The sequence below is a fragment of the Sphingobacterium zeae genome (assembly GCF_030818895.1).
In the GTDB taxonomy this organism is placed as follows: Bacteria; Bacteroidota; Bacteroidia; order Sphingobacteriales; family Sphingobacteriaceae; genus Sphingobacterium; species Sphingobacterium zeae.
On record NZ_JAUTBA010000001.1, the window covers coordinates 2,664,663 to 2,680,991 of the forward strand.

Genomic DNA, 16,329 nt, shown 5'->3' on the forward strand with positions numbered 1-16,329 from the left:
ATTATGGTCTATCATGGATAGGAGCTGACTTAAAACATTTATATTTACCATTGCACTGGTGGCGTAGTTGTGTCTTCAATATAATATTTTTTAAATTCATAATGCCTCACTTTTTTTATGCGTTTTTCCTAATCGTATTGGACGGTAGTGATGTATTTTTGTAAAATATAATTGATTAACAGCTTCAATGGAACTTATCCGAAAATATTTTGAACGGTGGTTTGAGCTAACAGACCAAGATTGGCAGGCCTTTTATTCTAAACTTACAAAGCAGAATTTCCCTAAAAAACATATCCTCTTAAAGTCGGGGCAGATAGAAAATAATCTGTCGTTCATTGAAACAGGCATTGTACGTTTCTATATCCCAAAAGAAGAAAATGACCTTACTTTTGCGTTTGCATTTAATAACAATTTTGTAAGCGGGTACAATTCCTTTTTAACTCGAAAACCCTCAAATTACTATATAGAGACCTTAACAGAAACAACACTTTGGCAAATAACCTTTGATGATCTACAAAAAATTTACAAGGAAACAAAAATCGGTAATGCAATAGGGCGACAAGCAAGCGAAGAATTGTTTTTGAAAAAGTCGCAAAGAGAGCTTTCTCTGTTGAGTGAAACCGCTGAAAGGAGATACTTAAATCTCTTTACCGAGCGACCGGAGCTTATAAAAGAAATACCACTGAAATATATTGCTTCTTATGTTGGTGTTACACCACAAGCATTAAGTAGAATACGCAGACGAATTTCTTAACTTGGGTTCATTGATTTCTCTAGCGCAATAAACGAACTTTGCCTAAAAAAGATGAAACCGTTAATTGTTTTACTTGGTGTGTTTGCTGTTTCCCTTTTGGTTATGAAATTACTTTATGGGACTTATGAATGTGCTTTATCCGGCAGAATAGCTATGTTTGCGATGTTGATATTTTCTGCTATGGGGCATTTTGCATTTACAGAGGGAATGACTTTAATGATCCCTGAATTTATCCCCTTCAAAACAGCAACTGTTTATCTCACAGGAATTGTAGAAATTATTTTTGCGTTTGGACTTCTATTTCCAAATTATCGTACTTTAACCGCTTGGTTACTTATCGTATTCCTAATATTGGTACTTCCTGCAAATATTTATGCTTCCATAAAACAAATAGATTATCAAAAAGCTACATTTAATGGGCATGGACTAACTTATCTTTGGTTCAGAATACCTTTACAAATATTCTTCATCGTCTGGACGTACCTATCGGCGATCAGTAAATATTGATTTAACCATTCCAGAAATAGAGTTAAATATATTTAAAATGGATGTAGATTTTCGAAACGCCGGATTGGTAATGTTATGTAATAATACGAGCTGGTCGAAAACGCTATGAGGAACAAAAAAAACCTTAAGACTGGTAGGATCTCAAGTTTTCCTAATTACTACCTATTTTAAAAGTACTATTAATACAATATAGAATCCTGTTTGGTTTTAAAAAAATAAAAAAAGGCGAGTTACCATTACTCCGCATATATGAATAAATATTATGAAGTCTTTTTCCAAAAATAGTAATCACTCAGGCTCCAGTATTGATAGCGAACGGCGCGACAAGTGTGGACGATCATGGAAGACCTTTTCGATAAACGTCGGTTGTCGTGAACAACTATTCTCTCAAATAAATTAACTTGTGATGAGTACGCATTGTCGGCTTGTACATCTTTAGAAGTATGGTGTTTTTGATATTAGATCATGAGAACACTAGTAATTGAAACAAATAGCAAATTAAAAGTAACATTTTACGACGTTATTTTTGGCTAAGTATGATAATTTTGAAGAGTGATCCAAGACCGTCAACATGCGATTGTTTCAATTAACCGCTTTTAATTATCCAGCGGTTGAGTATATAAAATTGCGTCATCAATAACCAATTGTAAGTAGAAGATCCATCGCTACAGGATTAGATAGATACATACACACATTTGAATAGGAGAAAAAGACGGAAACTGGTTGAAAGATCGAAAAAGTATCTGTTTAATAGCAATATTTTTTCAAAAACCACAGATCAAAGGCGGTTTATTTTAGCAAAAGTATTAAACCTTATGTTTTATGAGAGCTCACATTAGATTTTTGATTTATTTATTACTCTTGAGCGGTACAGTAACAGCGCAAGATCGTCTTTACAAAACTAATTTTGCTCTAGCGGATGTTAAGCTTTTGGAAAGCCCTTTTAAGCATGCGCAGGACCTAAATGTAACCACATTGCTCCATTATGATGTTGATAGGCTATTGGCTCCTTTTCTAAAGGAGGCTGGTCTGCCGCCAAAAGCTCCGAGTTTTGACAATTGGATTGATCTCGATGGTCACATTGGTGGACATTACCTTTCAGCATTGGCCATTCATTATGCTGCCACAGGTAATATACAATTGAAGATTCGTATGGAATATATGCTTTCTGAATTGAAAGAATGTCAGGATAAGCATGGCAATGGTTACTTAGGCGGTGTTCCTGAGGGTAAACATATCTGGAATGAAGTTGGGGAAGGAAATGTAAATATTGTAGGGCGTTATTGGGTACCGTGGTATAATTTGCATAAGACCTATGCCGGTCTGCGGGATGCATGGTTGTATGGGGGTAATGAGCAGGCTAAGGAGATGTTTTTAAAGCTATGTGATTGGGGTGCGCAGCTGATCAGTAAGCTAGACGATACTCAGATGGAGACCATGTTAGCAAATGAATTTGGTGGCATGAACGAGGTTTATGCAGACGCCTACCAAATGACAAGAGACGATCGTTATTTAAAGACAGCAAAGAGATTCTCACATCGGGAAATATTTGACAGTATGCGTAAAAAAGTCGATAATCTCGACAATAAGCATGCAAATACACAAGTTCCTAAGGCTGTGGGATATCAACGTGTTGCCGAAGTGTCAGATGATATGGATTATGCTACTGCGGCGCGATTTTTTTGGGAGACTGTAGTGGGGTATCGTTCGCTTGCATTGGGTGGAAATAGTCGGCGCGAACATTTTCCGTCCCAGAAGGATTTTTTCAGTTACATAGAAGAACGTGAAGGGCCTGAGTCTTGTAATACAAATAATATGTTGAAGTTAACCGAGGGGCTTTTTAGGATGAGACACGATGCCAGGTTAATGGATTTTTATGAACGAGCACTTTACAACCACATTCTTTCAACACAGCATCCTGAGCATGGTGGTTATGTTTATTTTACATCAGCTAGACCCGCACATTATAGAGTATACTCCGGTGTTAACAGTGCAATGTGGTGTTGTGTGGGGACTGGAATGGAAAATCACGGCAAGTATGGCGAAATGATTTATAGTCATCAGAGTGATAGCCTTTATGTAAATCTTTTTGTGCCTTCGGAAGTTCAGTGGAAAGAGAAGAAAATTACGTTAACCCAGCAAGGTAATGTGCCCGTAACCGGTCAAGGCTCACTAACTATTAATCTTGATATGCCCACTCGAATCAAAGTGTTTGTGCGGTATCCGCTTTGGGCACAGAAAGGCGAATTTAAGGTGCAGGTGGACGGGATCAATTATGCAGATAATAGCAAACCAGGAGAGTATATTGTTATTGATCGCATATGGAAAAAAGGAGACATCGTTACATTAGATACAAAATTGAAATTTCACATCGAAGAACTTCCGTTTAACCCGGATTATGTAGCGCTATTTCGTGGGCCTATCTTAATGGGAGCAAAAGTGGGAACTAAAAATTTGGATGGCTTGGTTGCCGATGACCATCGTTGGGGACATATAGCACACGGCCCGCTGGTTTCGCTGTTCGATAGTCCGATCCTTTTGGGAGAACGAGAGGATCTGCTAAAATTACTGAATGAGAGCCCACCGTTAAATAGCGATTCACTCCATTATAATATGAATGCAGCGGTTACAAGGGGAAATGAAAAGAATTTGATACTTCAACCATTTTATCAAATTCATGATAGCCGTTATATGATGTATTGGCTGTCTGTAACAAAAAATAGATTTGATAATCTCCAAAAGGAAATGGAGCATAAAGAACAGGAAAAAATTGGGTTGGATCAGCGTACTGCGGACATGATCAAGCTAGGAGAGCAGCAACCGGAAGTGGACCATGTGTTGAAAGGCGAAAACATCGCCAAAGGTGTTCATCAAGGTGAGTCATGGCGTCAAACGAATAGCGGAGGTAGCTTTTCTTTTGAACTCCAAACCAATAAGAAACAACCATTAGATCTTTTAGTCCGATATTGGGGATATGAGCTTGGGAATAAGAAATTTGATATTTTGGTTGATGACAAGATACTTGTTGCGGAAGATGTCGGTAAAAAATGGGAACAGAGTAGATTTTTCGATATCACTTATTCCATTCCCCAAGAGTGGACTAAAAACAAAACAAAGATTCGTGTTGAGTTTAAGGCGAGGGAAAACAATAGCACAGGTCGGATATTTCAAGTTCGCCTAGTTGAAAGACATCGATAAGACATATAATATTTTTCACCGTAAACAAATTAAATACAAAATATGATATACAGCATAAAAAAAGGAATTCTTGTCTTATTATTGTTGTCTATGACGCAAATTGTCCATGCTCAGCATACTGTATGGTTAGACGAATTGGACCTGAAAGTAGCAACGGTGGGCCATGGGAATCCCGAAGCAAATAAGTCCGTTAGTGGAAACCCACTAACGATAGCTGGTCAAGTCTATAAACGAGGCTTTGGTACACATGCTGAAAGTTCACTTTTTATTCAGGTAGATGGAAAAGCAAAAAAATTCACAGCATTCGTGGGATTAGACGATGCTGTGCGGGATCACGACGCCGCTGTTGAATTTATTGTTTATGGAGATAATAAAAGATTATGGTCAAGTGGTATTATGCGACCAAAAGATGCTGCAAAGAATATTGATGTCGAGCTGAAGGGGGTTCAAAAGTTAGCCTTAGTTGTAACAGACGGCGGAAATGGTCCATATTATGATCATGCCAATTGGGTTGATGCAAAATTTATTGCAGATGAAAAGGCTATTTTCAAAACTTTTGATCCAATAGCATCAGTTCCCTATATTCTTACCCCAAAAGCAAAAGAGACACCACGTATCAATAACGCTTCGGTGTATGGTGTCAGGCCGGGGTCACCATTTTTGTTTAGAATAGCTGCTACTGGCATAAGGCCTATGCATTTTTCGGTCGAAAATTTACCGAAAGGACTCAGTTTAGACCCAAATACCGGAATCATTAGGGGAGATATCGCGAAAAAAGGCACTTATGAGGTGAAATTAGCAGCTCGAAATGGAAAAGGCACTACTTCAAAGCAATTACGAATCGTATGTGGAGATGAAATAGCACTTACTCCAACCATGGGATGGAACAGCTGGAATTGTTTTGGACATGAAGTATCTGCTGAAAAAGTTAAGCGTGCTGCTGATGCTTTAGTCAAAAGCGGTCTTGTTGATCATGGTTGGAGCTATATCAATATTGATGACTCTTGGCAATTTAATAGGGATCAGAAAGATTCGGCTTTTGCGGGAAATATGCGCGATAAAGATGGCTATATTATCACAAACTCTAAATTTCCCGATATGAAGGGTTTGGCAGACTATATACATGATTCGGGATTAAAGATTGGTATTTATTCCTCGCCGGGCCCTTGGACCTGTGGTGGATGTGCTGGAAGTTACGGCTATGAACGGCAAGATGCAGAACAGTATGCAGAATGGGGGATTGACTATTTGAAGTATGACTGGTGCAGTTATGGCGGAGTTATCAATCGGCCGGCCACGAGCGATCCAAAAACTGTTCCTTCTTTATCTTTTCAAGGAGGTGGAGACCTGGAGAAAGGGGTTTATCCATTTCAGCTTATGGGAGACTATTTGAAGAAGCAACCTAGGGACATAGTTTACAATCTTTGTCAATACGGCATGGGCGATGTATGGAAGTGGGGAAATCAAGTTCATGCGCATTCTTGGCGCACTACAAACGATATTACTGACAGCTGGGCCAGTGTGCGAGACATTGCATTGGCACAGGATAAAGCTGCTAGTTACGCAAAACCAGGTAATTGGAATGATCCCGATATGCTAGTTGTAGGGATTGTGGGATGGGGAAACTCGCATCCGACCAGACTCAAACCTGATGAGCAGTATTTACATATCAGTCTATGGAGTATCTTTTCGGCTCCAATGCTTATCGGATGTGATCTTGAAAAGTTAGACGATTTTACGTTGAACCTGTTGACTAACGACGAAGTTATAGCTGTAAACCAAGATGCGCTTGGTCGGCAGGGTACATGTCAGCAAACGATAGGCGATCTTCGGATTTATACCAAGCATCTCGAGGATGGTAGCAAAGCCGTAGCCTTTGCTAATTTTGGACTCGAAAGGCTCAATCTTTCCTATAGCGATTTTAGTAAATTAGGGATCTATGGCAAGCAGATAATTCGGGATTTATGGCGGCAAAAAGATATTGCTCAAATACAGACAGATACGGATGCATTGCAGCTGGAAGTTCCCGCTCACGGAGTACTATTTTATAAACTAAGCCGCACACAATAGTTTTAAAATAATTGTGTTACTAAATTCTAATAAAATATAATACTCACATATCACTAAAACCTATTAATCAAAAAAATGATTCGCTACATATTGATTTTTATTCTCACACCTACTTCCAAAGGAATATTTGCTCAAAATCCAATCATCCAAACAAAATATACTGCCGATCCAGCACCAATGGTTTACAGGGATACGGTCTATCTTTACACCAGCCATGTTGAGGATGACGCGTTTGGTTTCAAAATGAAAGACTGGCTCCTTTACACGTCTACGGATATGGTCAATTGGACAGACCACGGTGTAGTGGCTTCTCTCAAGGATTTTAAATGGATAAATACCGACAACGGTGCCTAGAGGCTATGAGGAATAAAAAAACCTTGAGTCTGGGAGGATCTCAAGGTTCCTAATTACTACCTATTTTTGAAAAGTACTATTAATACAATATCAAACCCTATTTAGTTTTAAAAAAATAAAAAAAAGCTGAGTTGCCATTACTCCAAAAAAATAAATGCTTAAAGCATGCAGTCTGCAAGAATAAAAAAGTAAATCATGTTACAAAAGTTAATCAATAAATCATTTAAAAATAGTTTAAAAGGTTATAGTTCACTTAATATCCTGGATTTTGGATTAGGTTAGGTTCGACTTGAAAGCTACTCTCATGGAAAGGCCAGAGGTATTGATGTGTCAAAAATTTTCTGTCTTCTATTTTAAGCACATCAGTTGTACCGTCTGTACGTTGTCGCATATGACCTAATGCAGGTTGATTAAGAACCACTTCTGCTGTTTTCCATCGCAGGATATCACTATAGCGCAGGCCTTCACCGGCAAATTCGACCCTTCGCTCATTGCGAATTAAGTCGATCCATTCCTGTTGAGATTTTACCGTTAGATTGACATCCGCTACGCTCATATCAAGTCCTGCACGTTGTCGAATCTGATTGATACAGCTTTTCGCTAATTCATCTACGTTATTCAACATAATTTTGGCTTCTGCATAGGTCAATAACACTTCAGCATAACGAGCCAGCGGAAAGTACATATTACCTCCCGTCCGAAATGCATCAGCTTCATCGACAAATTTCTTAAACCAATAACCAGATCGGCTGCTCCGCAAGTTTTGATAATAGAACAGACTCTTTGAGTCATAAATATCTATTTTCTCTTTGTTGAATAGGTCGCCCTGTCCGAAAATACTAGCAGCATAGCGTGGATCTCGATTTAATTTGGGGTTGAGCTCATATTCCTGCTTACTGTATAAGGGGCATTTATCAATTGGCCGCCCTTGTAGCGTCCAATAGCTATCGACCAACGACTTCAAAGGAACAACATAAGATTGTCCATTTCCAGTCTTATATTGTGGCGCAAGATGCTCGAAGGAATTTGTAGCAGAATTATTGTGGCTTTCCATGTCAAATTTGATGATAAACTCCTTATTGGTTTTATCTGCCTGGTAATTGAATAGGCTAGCATATTGAGGGTGAAGTTGGTATTTTCCACTATCCATTATTTCCTTCGCAAGGGTTGCGGCAAGATCATAACGTCCATTATAAAGAGCGTACCTCATGATCAACGTTTTGAAGGAGTATTTGTTGAACATATAGGCGTTTGTGGTACCTTCATTTTCAGGGAGTCTGTTTGCCACATCGTTGCTCATTTCAAATAGCTTGTCCAGTATTTCAGCTTTCGGCGTTACTGGAGGTGTAGCTTCTTCAAGGGTAACCGGTACTAGGACAAAAGGTACGTCACCCCAAACTTCAGTGATCCTGAAATAATGCCAGATTCGGAGTGCCTCTAAGATTGCTTTATATTTCTGTCTTATCGACTCATTTTCCACATAGGGAATATCAATATTAGCGATGTACGTATTGATCCGCCCCACGTGTTTATTATATAATGTCCAATAGTACTCCGCCAAGCGTGCATTGCTTGTCATATTACCATTGGCAATGACCATATGGTGGTCTGTCTCTATTCGAGCATAGGAGTTATCGCTACGACCATCTGACATATAAAAGAGTAGGCGCCGATCGCCAGGTTCCATAAAAACATCCAAATAACTACTGTATACTACCCGGCGCAGATCTTCTTCTGTGTTGAAGAACTCGTCGAAAGATGTTGCGGTAGGATCTCGTTTATCAAGAAATTTTTCGCAGCTACTTAACGTTGCTAGCGCAATTATCAAGGTTAAAATTTTCTTTTTCATTAGCATAGTTTTTAAAAAATACTGGCACTCAGTCCGACACTGTAGGTTGCCATACGCGGATAATTTCCGTTCCCGTCATTTGTTCCAGGGCTATCGACATCAATACGTTCGGGGTCAAGGCCTTCCCATTTCGTGAACGTGAACACATCTTGTGCATTAACATATATTCTAAAATTTTTTATGCTTTTGCCGATTTTAGGAAATGTATAGCCAAGCTGCAGAGACTTGATGCGGAAAAAGGCTGCATTGCTAAGCCAAACATCACTGAGTAGCGTATTAGGGCTTGGGCCTGTCCATAGACGTGGGAAACGGCTATTCGGATTGTCGGGACTCCAATGGTTTGCTACATATTCAACGCGTGGTGCACCGAGGTCGTTACTATTTCCGTCAACATAAACTGGATAGGCTTCTTGCCCAATCAAGCGGCCCGTGCGCTTTCCGATCCCCTGACCCAATGCTGAGAAATCCCAGCCTTTATAGCGAAAGTCCAGATTTATAGCATAGTTATAATGGGGAAGAGGGTCTGCCAGGTAGCTTCGGTCCTCATCATTGATAATACCATCCTGATTTTTATCTACATAGCGGATATCTCCAGGTTTTGAATTTGGCATTTTAGCAGGAGTTGCATCCACTTCCGCCTGCGTTTGGAAATAGCCATCAGACTGGAAACCATAATAATTGTTGATTGGGACACCTTTGTACCATATTCGGTTATTATCGCCTTTAAAGATCAATCTATCGTTTTCATTGTAACCAGCTTTGAGCATTCGGTTGCGGTTATCAAAAAGCATTCCACCGATGGTATACGAAAAATCGTCCTTTTTGTCTGACCAGCTTGCAGATAGTTCCCAACCATTATTTTCCACGGCGCCGATGTTGACTGCAGATTCAAGACTATTTGATCCCGTGAGCGGAGGAACGGCAAATTGATCATAAATAAGATCGTATGAATTTTTATGATAAATTTCAGCAGTAAAGGATAGTCTATTTTTAAATGCATTGACGTCTAGGCCCAGGTTCCATTGCTTCTGTTTCTCCCAAGAGAAATTTGGATTGGGAACACGTATTGTCCAGCCCCAGGTGTCTACAGATTCCTGCCAGAGGTATGGCGCTACATTTTCGTTTCCTATAAGTCCATAGGAAGCTCGTATCTTAATGTTATTAACTGTTCCCGATTCGAGAATAGGTTTAAAAAAATGTTCGTTATGTAAGTTCCAGGCGAAAGCTCCCGAGGGAAAAAATCCCCAACGATGACCAGGGGCAAACTTGCTGCTTCCGTCTGAACGTCCGGTTAATTCCAAAATATAGCGGTTGTTAAAAGAATAATTTAGTTTACCGAAAAATGAAGCTTTGCTAATTTCTCTAAAATCAGTGAAGGTATAATTCATCACCTCTGACCCTGCAGTAAGATAAATCTTGTCTTTGTCCTGGCGGAGCTCCTTGTTGAAGTTAATCAGCATCCGTGCAGTAAGCTGGCTTTCACTAACACCTTGTGAGGCATTGACATCATTTCCCCAAATTGCTGCCGGAGCACCATTTTCATCAAAGAACTTATAGGTCAGTCTTTTTTGTTTATTGGCCGATTTGTTAATCATGTAGGACACGTTTCCTTCAATATTAAAATTGCTGTTGATGTTATATTTGGGACGTAAGTTGATTGTACTGCGATCATACATATTGTTTTTTGTACCACCGTGTTTTATTGAAGCAATTGGGTTGATATTGTTATGCAGAATATAGTGTTCGGGAAGTTCAGAATCATAAAAAATTTGTTGCGTTGGGTTCAAGCGCCAAGCCTGTTTATAAAGGCCGTGTCCGTCATCATTTGCCAATAATCGATCTACCTGTAAACGGTGTGCGTAGAAGTCGGCCATTAATACAAATTTATCGGCGATGTTAATATTCGTATTGAAGCGGGCTGAAAACTTTTGAGTGCCTTCAATCTTATTGAGGCCATTTTCTTTTATATGGCCGAGCATTAAATTAAAAGTACCAACGCCACCACCCCCGGATATACTCGCGTTATTATTAATCGCTGTCGAAGTCCGTTCCATGACCTGATCGAGCCAATTGACCTCCTTTAATTCTCCGGAGGCATATTGGTTAATTGTTTCTTCGGGGTAGATTGCAGGTTGACCCTGTTGGATTAAGGTTTCGTTTCGCAATTTCATGAAATCGACAGCACCGACAAATTTCGGAAGATCAATCGGTTTGTTGACTGCAAACCAGTTGTTGGTAACGACTTTAAATTGTCCCGTCTGTCCACGCTCCGTTTCGATGATGATAACACCATTTGCACCACGGGAACCATACATGGAGGCTGAGGCGGCATCTTTTAAAACGGTAATGCTTTTAACCTGATTGGGGTCAATGTCGTGGATGCTCTGTTCCATACCGTCGACGATGACCAAGGGATCTGCATTTTGTAAGGTACTTATTCCGCGAATAGAGATGGTAGCCGGAACACTTCCTGGCATACTGTTTCCGCGCATCATTGTGACTCCTGGGATCGTTCCTGAAAAAGCATCTTGCATTTTAAAAATTGGGCGATTTTTAATTTTCTCCATATCCATTTGGGATACGGAAGATGCAATGTGTTTTTTGTCTACTTCGGAGAAGCCAACAACCACAACTTCATCAAGTCCCACTTCATCCGCGTCCATAATAACATTGAGCTCCGATTTATTGTTAATCGGGATTTCCAGCTGCTTAAATCCGACAGCACTAAAAATCAGGGTTCCTTTTTTGCCATCGGGGAGTGTCAGTTGGAACTCTCCTTTCGTATTCGACGAAGTTCCTGTATTGGAACCTTTTAGCAGGATGCTGACAGCAGACAATAGATTTCCCTTCGTATCATGTACTTTTCCTTTTATGACTTGTTGCTGCAGATTGGATATGCCGGAGGTACTTTGTTCTGGCAAAGAAATATCTTCATTTTTACGCTTGATAACAACAGTGCCACGATGTAACATGTAATAAAAAGCGCTACTCTTGAAAATTTGATCCAAGGCCTTATCGAGTGATACAGCTGTGATTTCAACGGTTGCTTTTTCATTTTTCAGCAATCCTTCTTTAAAGATAAAATGTATACCAGTCTGTTTGGTAATGCTTTCCAGCACAGTTTCAATCCTGGTATTCTGGGCATGTAAAGTAATCTGAGCGGAGCTTGAAGCGTAGGCGCCCATCATGGATGTCGCCAATAAGATTCCTGTCAGTTTCATTTTTAATAAATGGTTCAGAGTTTTCCCTTTGTCAACGGGACATAAGGTCCCTTTTGAATAAAATAAATTATTCATAAATTGGTATAGAATTAATGGTTTATGATCAGTGTTAATTCAAATTTGATGCAGGAGTATTTGCCGTACTTCTGCATTTTTATCCTATTAATTTAGGTTTTTCGCTTTTTTACATACAAAGTCCTCCTTAATAAGTTTATCGGTTTACAATTAGTTATCTATTTAAAATTAGTTATCAGTTTACAATTAGTTATCGGTTCACAATTAGTTTATCCTTGTCAATGGTCAATTTATAACCTGTCAAATCTTTTAGTACATTACAAAGTTCCGCCAGCGTTACATCTCTTTTCATGCTACCTTCATATCGTTCATTATTTAAAGGGATTTTGCAATCGACCTGAATTCCATACCAGCGGCTTATTTCATCAAGTATCTGTTGCATATCTTTATTTTTAAAATAAAAATAACCGTCTTTGAAGGCTGTGGCTTCGGCTTTACTGGCTAAAGGAAAAGTTTTCAGTTTTTTTTCGATAATCTGCGTCTCGCTACCGGCATTCATATAGATTTCGTGTTCTTCGTTGCTGACTTTAAGCTTTCCTTCTGTCAATGATACTCTCGTATTTGCACGATAGGAATTTACATTGAAAGCTGTTCCGATCGCTTGTATATTGATATGATTTGTTTCAACGATGAAAGGCCTATGTACATCTTTCGCAACTTCAAAATAGGCTTCACCTTTTAGTATTACTCTCCGCTCTTTTTTATCAAAATTTGCTTTATAGCTGAGCTCTGAGGCAGCATTTACCCACACTTTAGTGCCATCGCTAAGGGTTAATACCATAGTAGACCGTTTGGGAACTATTAAGGTGTTACGTAGGTTTTCTGTTGAGTTGGATGCGTATACAAGTTGCCCATCTTTTAATTCGATACCCTGAGCAAAATATTGGATGGCTTTTTTTTCGGTTAATCGTATTTCTTTTCTCCCCTCAATTTTTAAAATTGCACCTGCTCCACCGGGAAGAACATCATTTTTGTGTCCATATATCTTGTCAGGAATTAAATAGCTTACCGACTTTTCGCGCTGTTGCTTTTGCCATAACAGTGTTAGGGCAAGTATTACAGCAGCCGCTATTCCAATAATTTTGTACGGTATTTTGTTTAAGGAGAGGTATTTCTTTTTTGGTTGTAAAACAGTCTTCTTTGCCGTGAATTTTTGCTGTGTGATTAGCCATTCTTGTTTTACATCAGTACTGCGAAGATCAAATGGAGCATAAATATCAGTATGTGATAGCCGACGAGACAAGCTATCCCTTGCGCTGGGATATTTTTGTAAGAGATTTTTTAATTGGTCTTCTTTGTCGGATGGTAGCTCACCATCTTTTAATAGAAGAGCAATCAGTTCTGCTAATAATATTTTGTCGGTTTTTATCATAATTCATAAGCTAAATAACTTGAAGGATCGATATGGGTGATCGTTCCATCGAAAAAAGTGGAGGATTATTTGTAAAGCGTTGTGTGTTAGAATGTAAAAAACGTAAAAAGTATGTTTAGAAATTTCCTTTTTAGCAGATTTATCGCACGCATCCGTTGTGTTTTTACCGTATTTACCGAAACATTGAGTTCCTGTGCCACCTCCTCGTACTTCATTCCGTCCAGATAGATTAAGCGGCAGACTCGTTGACAACCTTCGGGCAATTCATTGAGTTCCCGGTGAAGAGCTCCGATCAATTCTGCATTTATTAAATTATCCAGGATATCGTTTTCATCCGGCTGGTCAGTATTAAATTCGCTCCGTACACGATCAAATACCACATTTCTTCGCTTGATATTCATCGCTAAATTTTTTACAGCGCTATAGAGGAAGCTTTTAATGACGGGCTCTCCCTTTAGTAGCAAGTCCTGTCTACCCATTAGAACGACAAATGCGTCCTGCACGATGTCTTTTGCAATTTCCTCTGAGCCAACCCATGGAAATGCAAATACGCTGAGTTGCAGAAAATATTTGTTAAAATAATATTCTGTGGATAACATATCGTTTGCTTTTTTATGTAAAATATAAATTTTAAAAGTGATATAAAGAATAATATTAGAGATTTTATGTAGGTAAAACCTTTTACAAATTTGAAGGTTCATGACTGCTGTTCCACTCGTCAGCAGCATAATTCATCGCTTTTACGAGCTGGCACTTGGGTGAAGTGTTCTTTATTTCCTTTGCGAACCATATTCCGATTTCATTGATCAGCAGAAAACCGAGAATTATTTTTGAAATTTATGCATAATCATTTGGTTATCATATATATCCTGGTTGTAGCGTACTTATCAATGTACGTGAAAATAACAGCCCATTAATGGAGTTATTAAAAAAACTGTGCTTATGGCTTGCCGTAAAATAAGAGAATATTTTTCTTAGTATTGTATAATACTATACCAAATTGATCAAATGATGAAAAGAATACTGGGACTTGAATTAGGGACCAGTTCTATTGGTTGAGCATATGTATTGAAAGCGTAGGACAATGAAATTTTCAGGATTGAAAAATTGTGTGTATGCGTCAATCCATTAACGACAGATGAGCAACAATTGTTTAATACTAAAATCCAAAAATGGTTTAAAAAATTGTGTCAAATAAAATTTATATTCTGCAAAAGACTACAAAACTCCTGAAAATTATACTTAGTGATACAATGCTATACGTAATTGAGCGAATTGAGATGTGTTTCAAACTCAATATCGAATTACTTCCATCGTTGATAAGTCAATGGTCACTTACAGTGTATTGCCATTGTTAGCCACAGTTACTTTTTTGATGTATAATATTCTTTCCAGGTTTTTATCCTTGCAACAAACATTTTTAGGTAGTTTTCCGTCAAAAAGATATTCGACCAATCAAACCTTTGTGCTTGAACGCCGAGATAAAAAGCAAAAATAGCTGCCCCAGCTTCTGGAATTAGTTTAATTTCTTTTTTCGTAATCGCTCTTACCTTTTGGTAACCATTAAGGAAGCTTTCAACTTTTGATTCATAGCTTTCTTTATTTATCTCTATGTGAAATAATTGGATAAAGAAATAACCAATATCTAAAAACAAAAAGCCATTACCGCAATTGTCAAAGTCGAAAATGGTTATTTCTTCTTTATTATTTACACTTACATTATCATACCAAATATCGAGATGAACTATTCCTTTCTTAACTTCTGATTGTTCTATTTCTCGAAATGTATTGGAGATTTCAAAACCTATTTCTTTAAGATATTGCATCTCGCTCAAATCCTCTGCGAAATAATGCTTTAATAATTCGTATGATTTATTTAAAAGTAATTCTGAATTATAGTTGGTTCTATTTATGTTTTTATTTGAAGTAATGGTGTGAAACCTTGCCATTAGAGATCCCATTTCATAACAAGTTTCATTATCCATAAATCTCATCTTTTTTCCTTCAGCATATGAAAATAGTACAATGTAGCGCTGCCCTTCAGGAGCATTGATTTCTTGTATCAGATTATTTTCCTTATCTGGAATAGGGAATGAAACAGAAACACTATTTTCTTTCAACAGTTTAAGAAGCCACAATTCTTCTTGAATTTCAGTTTTCGTTCTCCAACCATGGCAATATACTCTTATTACATACTTTATTTTTTTGTCAGAGATAAAGTAAGTATGATTTACACCTGTTCGGAATAATGTACACTTAAATCCCTCGCTGAGATCGTATTTATCTTTAATAAATTCACCTAAGTTCTTCTCTGATAATACTGATGTTATAACTGGAAAAATGGACATCAAATTTTGGTCGTATTTAATTCTTTGTAAATGACTATTTGATTTTTATCCCCGCGAATATACATAAATACGAAAGGATTCGAACATTTTCGCGTATTAATCATTTTGAATTAAAAGCCACGTCGGGTAAATGAATGAGATCATTCCTTTGATTTTGATGGCCAAGTATGGTATCTTACTAATGGTATCTTAAATACTTTGGCTATCAAAAAAAGCTGGAGTAAACACCTCAGCTTTTTTTGAATCGGATTGTTTAAGATTCTATTCAGTAATTTTGAGTGATTGAATAAGCCCATTAGACAACTGAAAATGAAATTTTAAAATGACTGGACTTCCAGGAAAAGATCCAGAAATTTCCGCGGACAGCATATTTTCTTTTTCGTCATAATTCAATGGCTCCATAGTAGCGTTATACTCCTTATTGGATTTATCTATCCATTGTTCAATTTCCGCTTTACCGTTATGGGTTTTTCCTTCATCAAATACTACCGCGGTTTCTGTAAAGCATCGGGCATAAGCTGCACTATCGAAGTTGTTTTGTTTTTTTACTAACTCGGCGATTATTCTCGGTAAGTTCATAT

The 16,329-nt window shown here is 38.1% G+C and carries 11 protein-coding genes; 5 read left to right on the plus strand and 6 right to left on the minus strand.

Annotated features, from left to right (window positions below):
• Positions 1-187 precede the first annotated feature (187 nt).
• The 5 genes from QE382_RS11100 (at position 188) to QE382_RS11120 (ending at position 6,883) form a co-directional block, all read left to right on the plus strand.
• A complete protein-coding gene (locus QE382_RS11100; protein WP_307185944.1) occupies positions 188-754 on the plus strand; it encodes a Crp/Fnr family transcriptional regulator in 567 nt (188 codons plus the stop codon).
• A gap of 51 nt (positions 755-805) precedes the next feature.
• On the plus strand, positions 806-1,261 hold the full coding sequence (locus QE382_RS11105) for a DoxX family protein (protein ID WP_307185945.1): 456 nt from the start codon (positions 806-808) through the stop codon (positions 1,259-1,261).
• An 822-nt stretch (positions 1,262-2,083) separates the two neighbouring features.
• Positions 2,084-4,459, plus strand: coding sequence for a glycoside hydrolase family 127 protein (locus QE382_RS11110; protein WP_307185946.1), 2,376 nt, complete (start codon positions 2,084-2,086; stop codon positions 4,457-4,459).
• A gap of 42 nt (positions 4,460-4,501) precedes the next feature.
• Positions 4,502-6,529 carry an NPCBM/NEW2 domain-containing protein gene (locus tag QE382_RS11115; protein ID WP_307185947.1) on the plus strand — a complete coding sequence of 676 codons (2,028 nt, stop codon included), beginning with the start codon at positions 4,502-4,504 and terminating at the stop codon, positions 6,527-6,529.
• Positions 6,530-6,604: 75 nt separating this feature from the next.
• Positions 6,605-6,883, plus strand: a complete 279-nt coding sequence (locus QE382_RS11120) for a glycoside hydrolase family protein (RefSeq protein WP_370877875.1) — start codon at positions 6,605-6,607, stop codon at positions 6,881-6,883.
• A 253-nt stretch (positions 6,884-7,136) separates the two neighbouring features.
• On the opposite strand, the gene QE382_RS11125 is transcribed toward QE382_RS11120, so the two are convergent.
• The 6 genes from QE382_RS11125 to QE382_RS11150 all read right to left on the minus strand — a co-directional run bounded on the left by QE382_RS11125 (position 7,137) and on the right by QE382_RS11150 (position 16,327).
• Entirely contained in the window at positions 7,137-8,732 is a 1,596-nt protein-coding gene (locus QE382_RS11125; RefSeq protein WP_307185949.1) for a RagB/SusD family nutrient uptake outer membrane protein, read from the minus strand.
• Positions 8,733-8,743: 11 nt separating this feature from the next.
• On the minus strand, positions 8,744-12,028 hold the full coding sequence (locus QE382_RS11130; protein ID WP_307185950.1) for a SusC/RagA family TonB-linked outer membrane protein: 3,285 nt from the start codon (positions 12,026-12,028) through the stop codon (positions 8,744-8,746).
• 190 nt (positions 12,029-12,218) lie between these two features.
• Positions 12,219-13,400 carry a FecR family protein gene (locus tag QE382_RS11135; protein ID WP_307185951.1) on the minus strand — a complete coding sequence of 394 codons (1,182 nt, stop codon included), beginning with the start codon at positions 13,398-13,400 and terminating at the stop codon, positions 12,219-12,221.
• Between the two features lie 86 nt (positions 13,401-13,486).
• A complete protein-coding gene (locus QE382_RS11140; RefSeq protein WP_307185952.1) occupies positions 13,487-13,999 on the minus strand; it encodes a sigma-70 family RNA polymerase sigma factor in 513 nt (170 codons plus the stop codon).
• Positions 14,000-14,764: 765 nt separating this feature from the next.
• Positions 14,765-15,748 (minus strand): phosphotransferase, encoded by a 984-nt coding sequence (locus tag QE382_RS11145; RefSeq protein ID WP_307185953.1) that lies wholly within the window; start codon positions 15,746-15,748, stop codon positions 14,765-14,767.
• A 261-nt stretch (positions 15,749-16,009) separates the two neighbouring features.
• On the minus strand, positions 16,010-16,327 hold the full coding sequence (locus QE382_RS11150) for a nuclear transport factor 2 family protein (protein ID WP_307185954.1): 318 nt from the start codon (positions 16,325-16,327) through the stop codon (positions 16,010-16,012).
• Positions 16,328-16,329 lie beyond the last annotated feature (2 nt).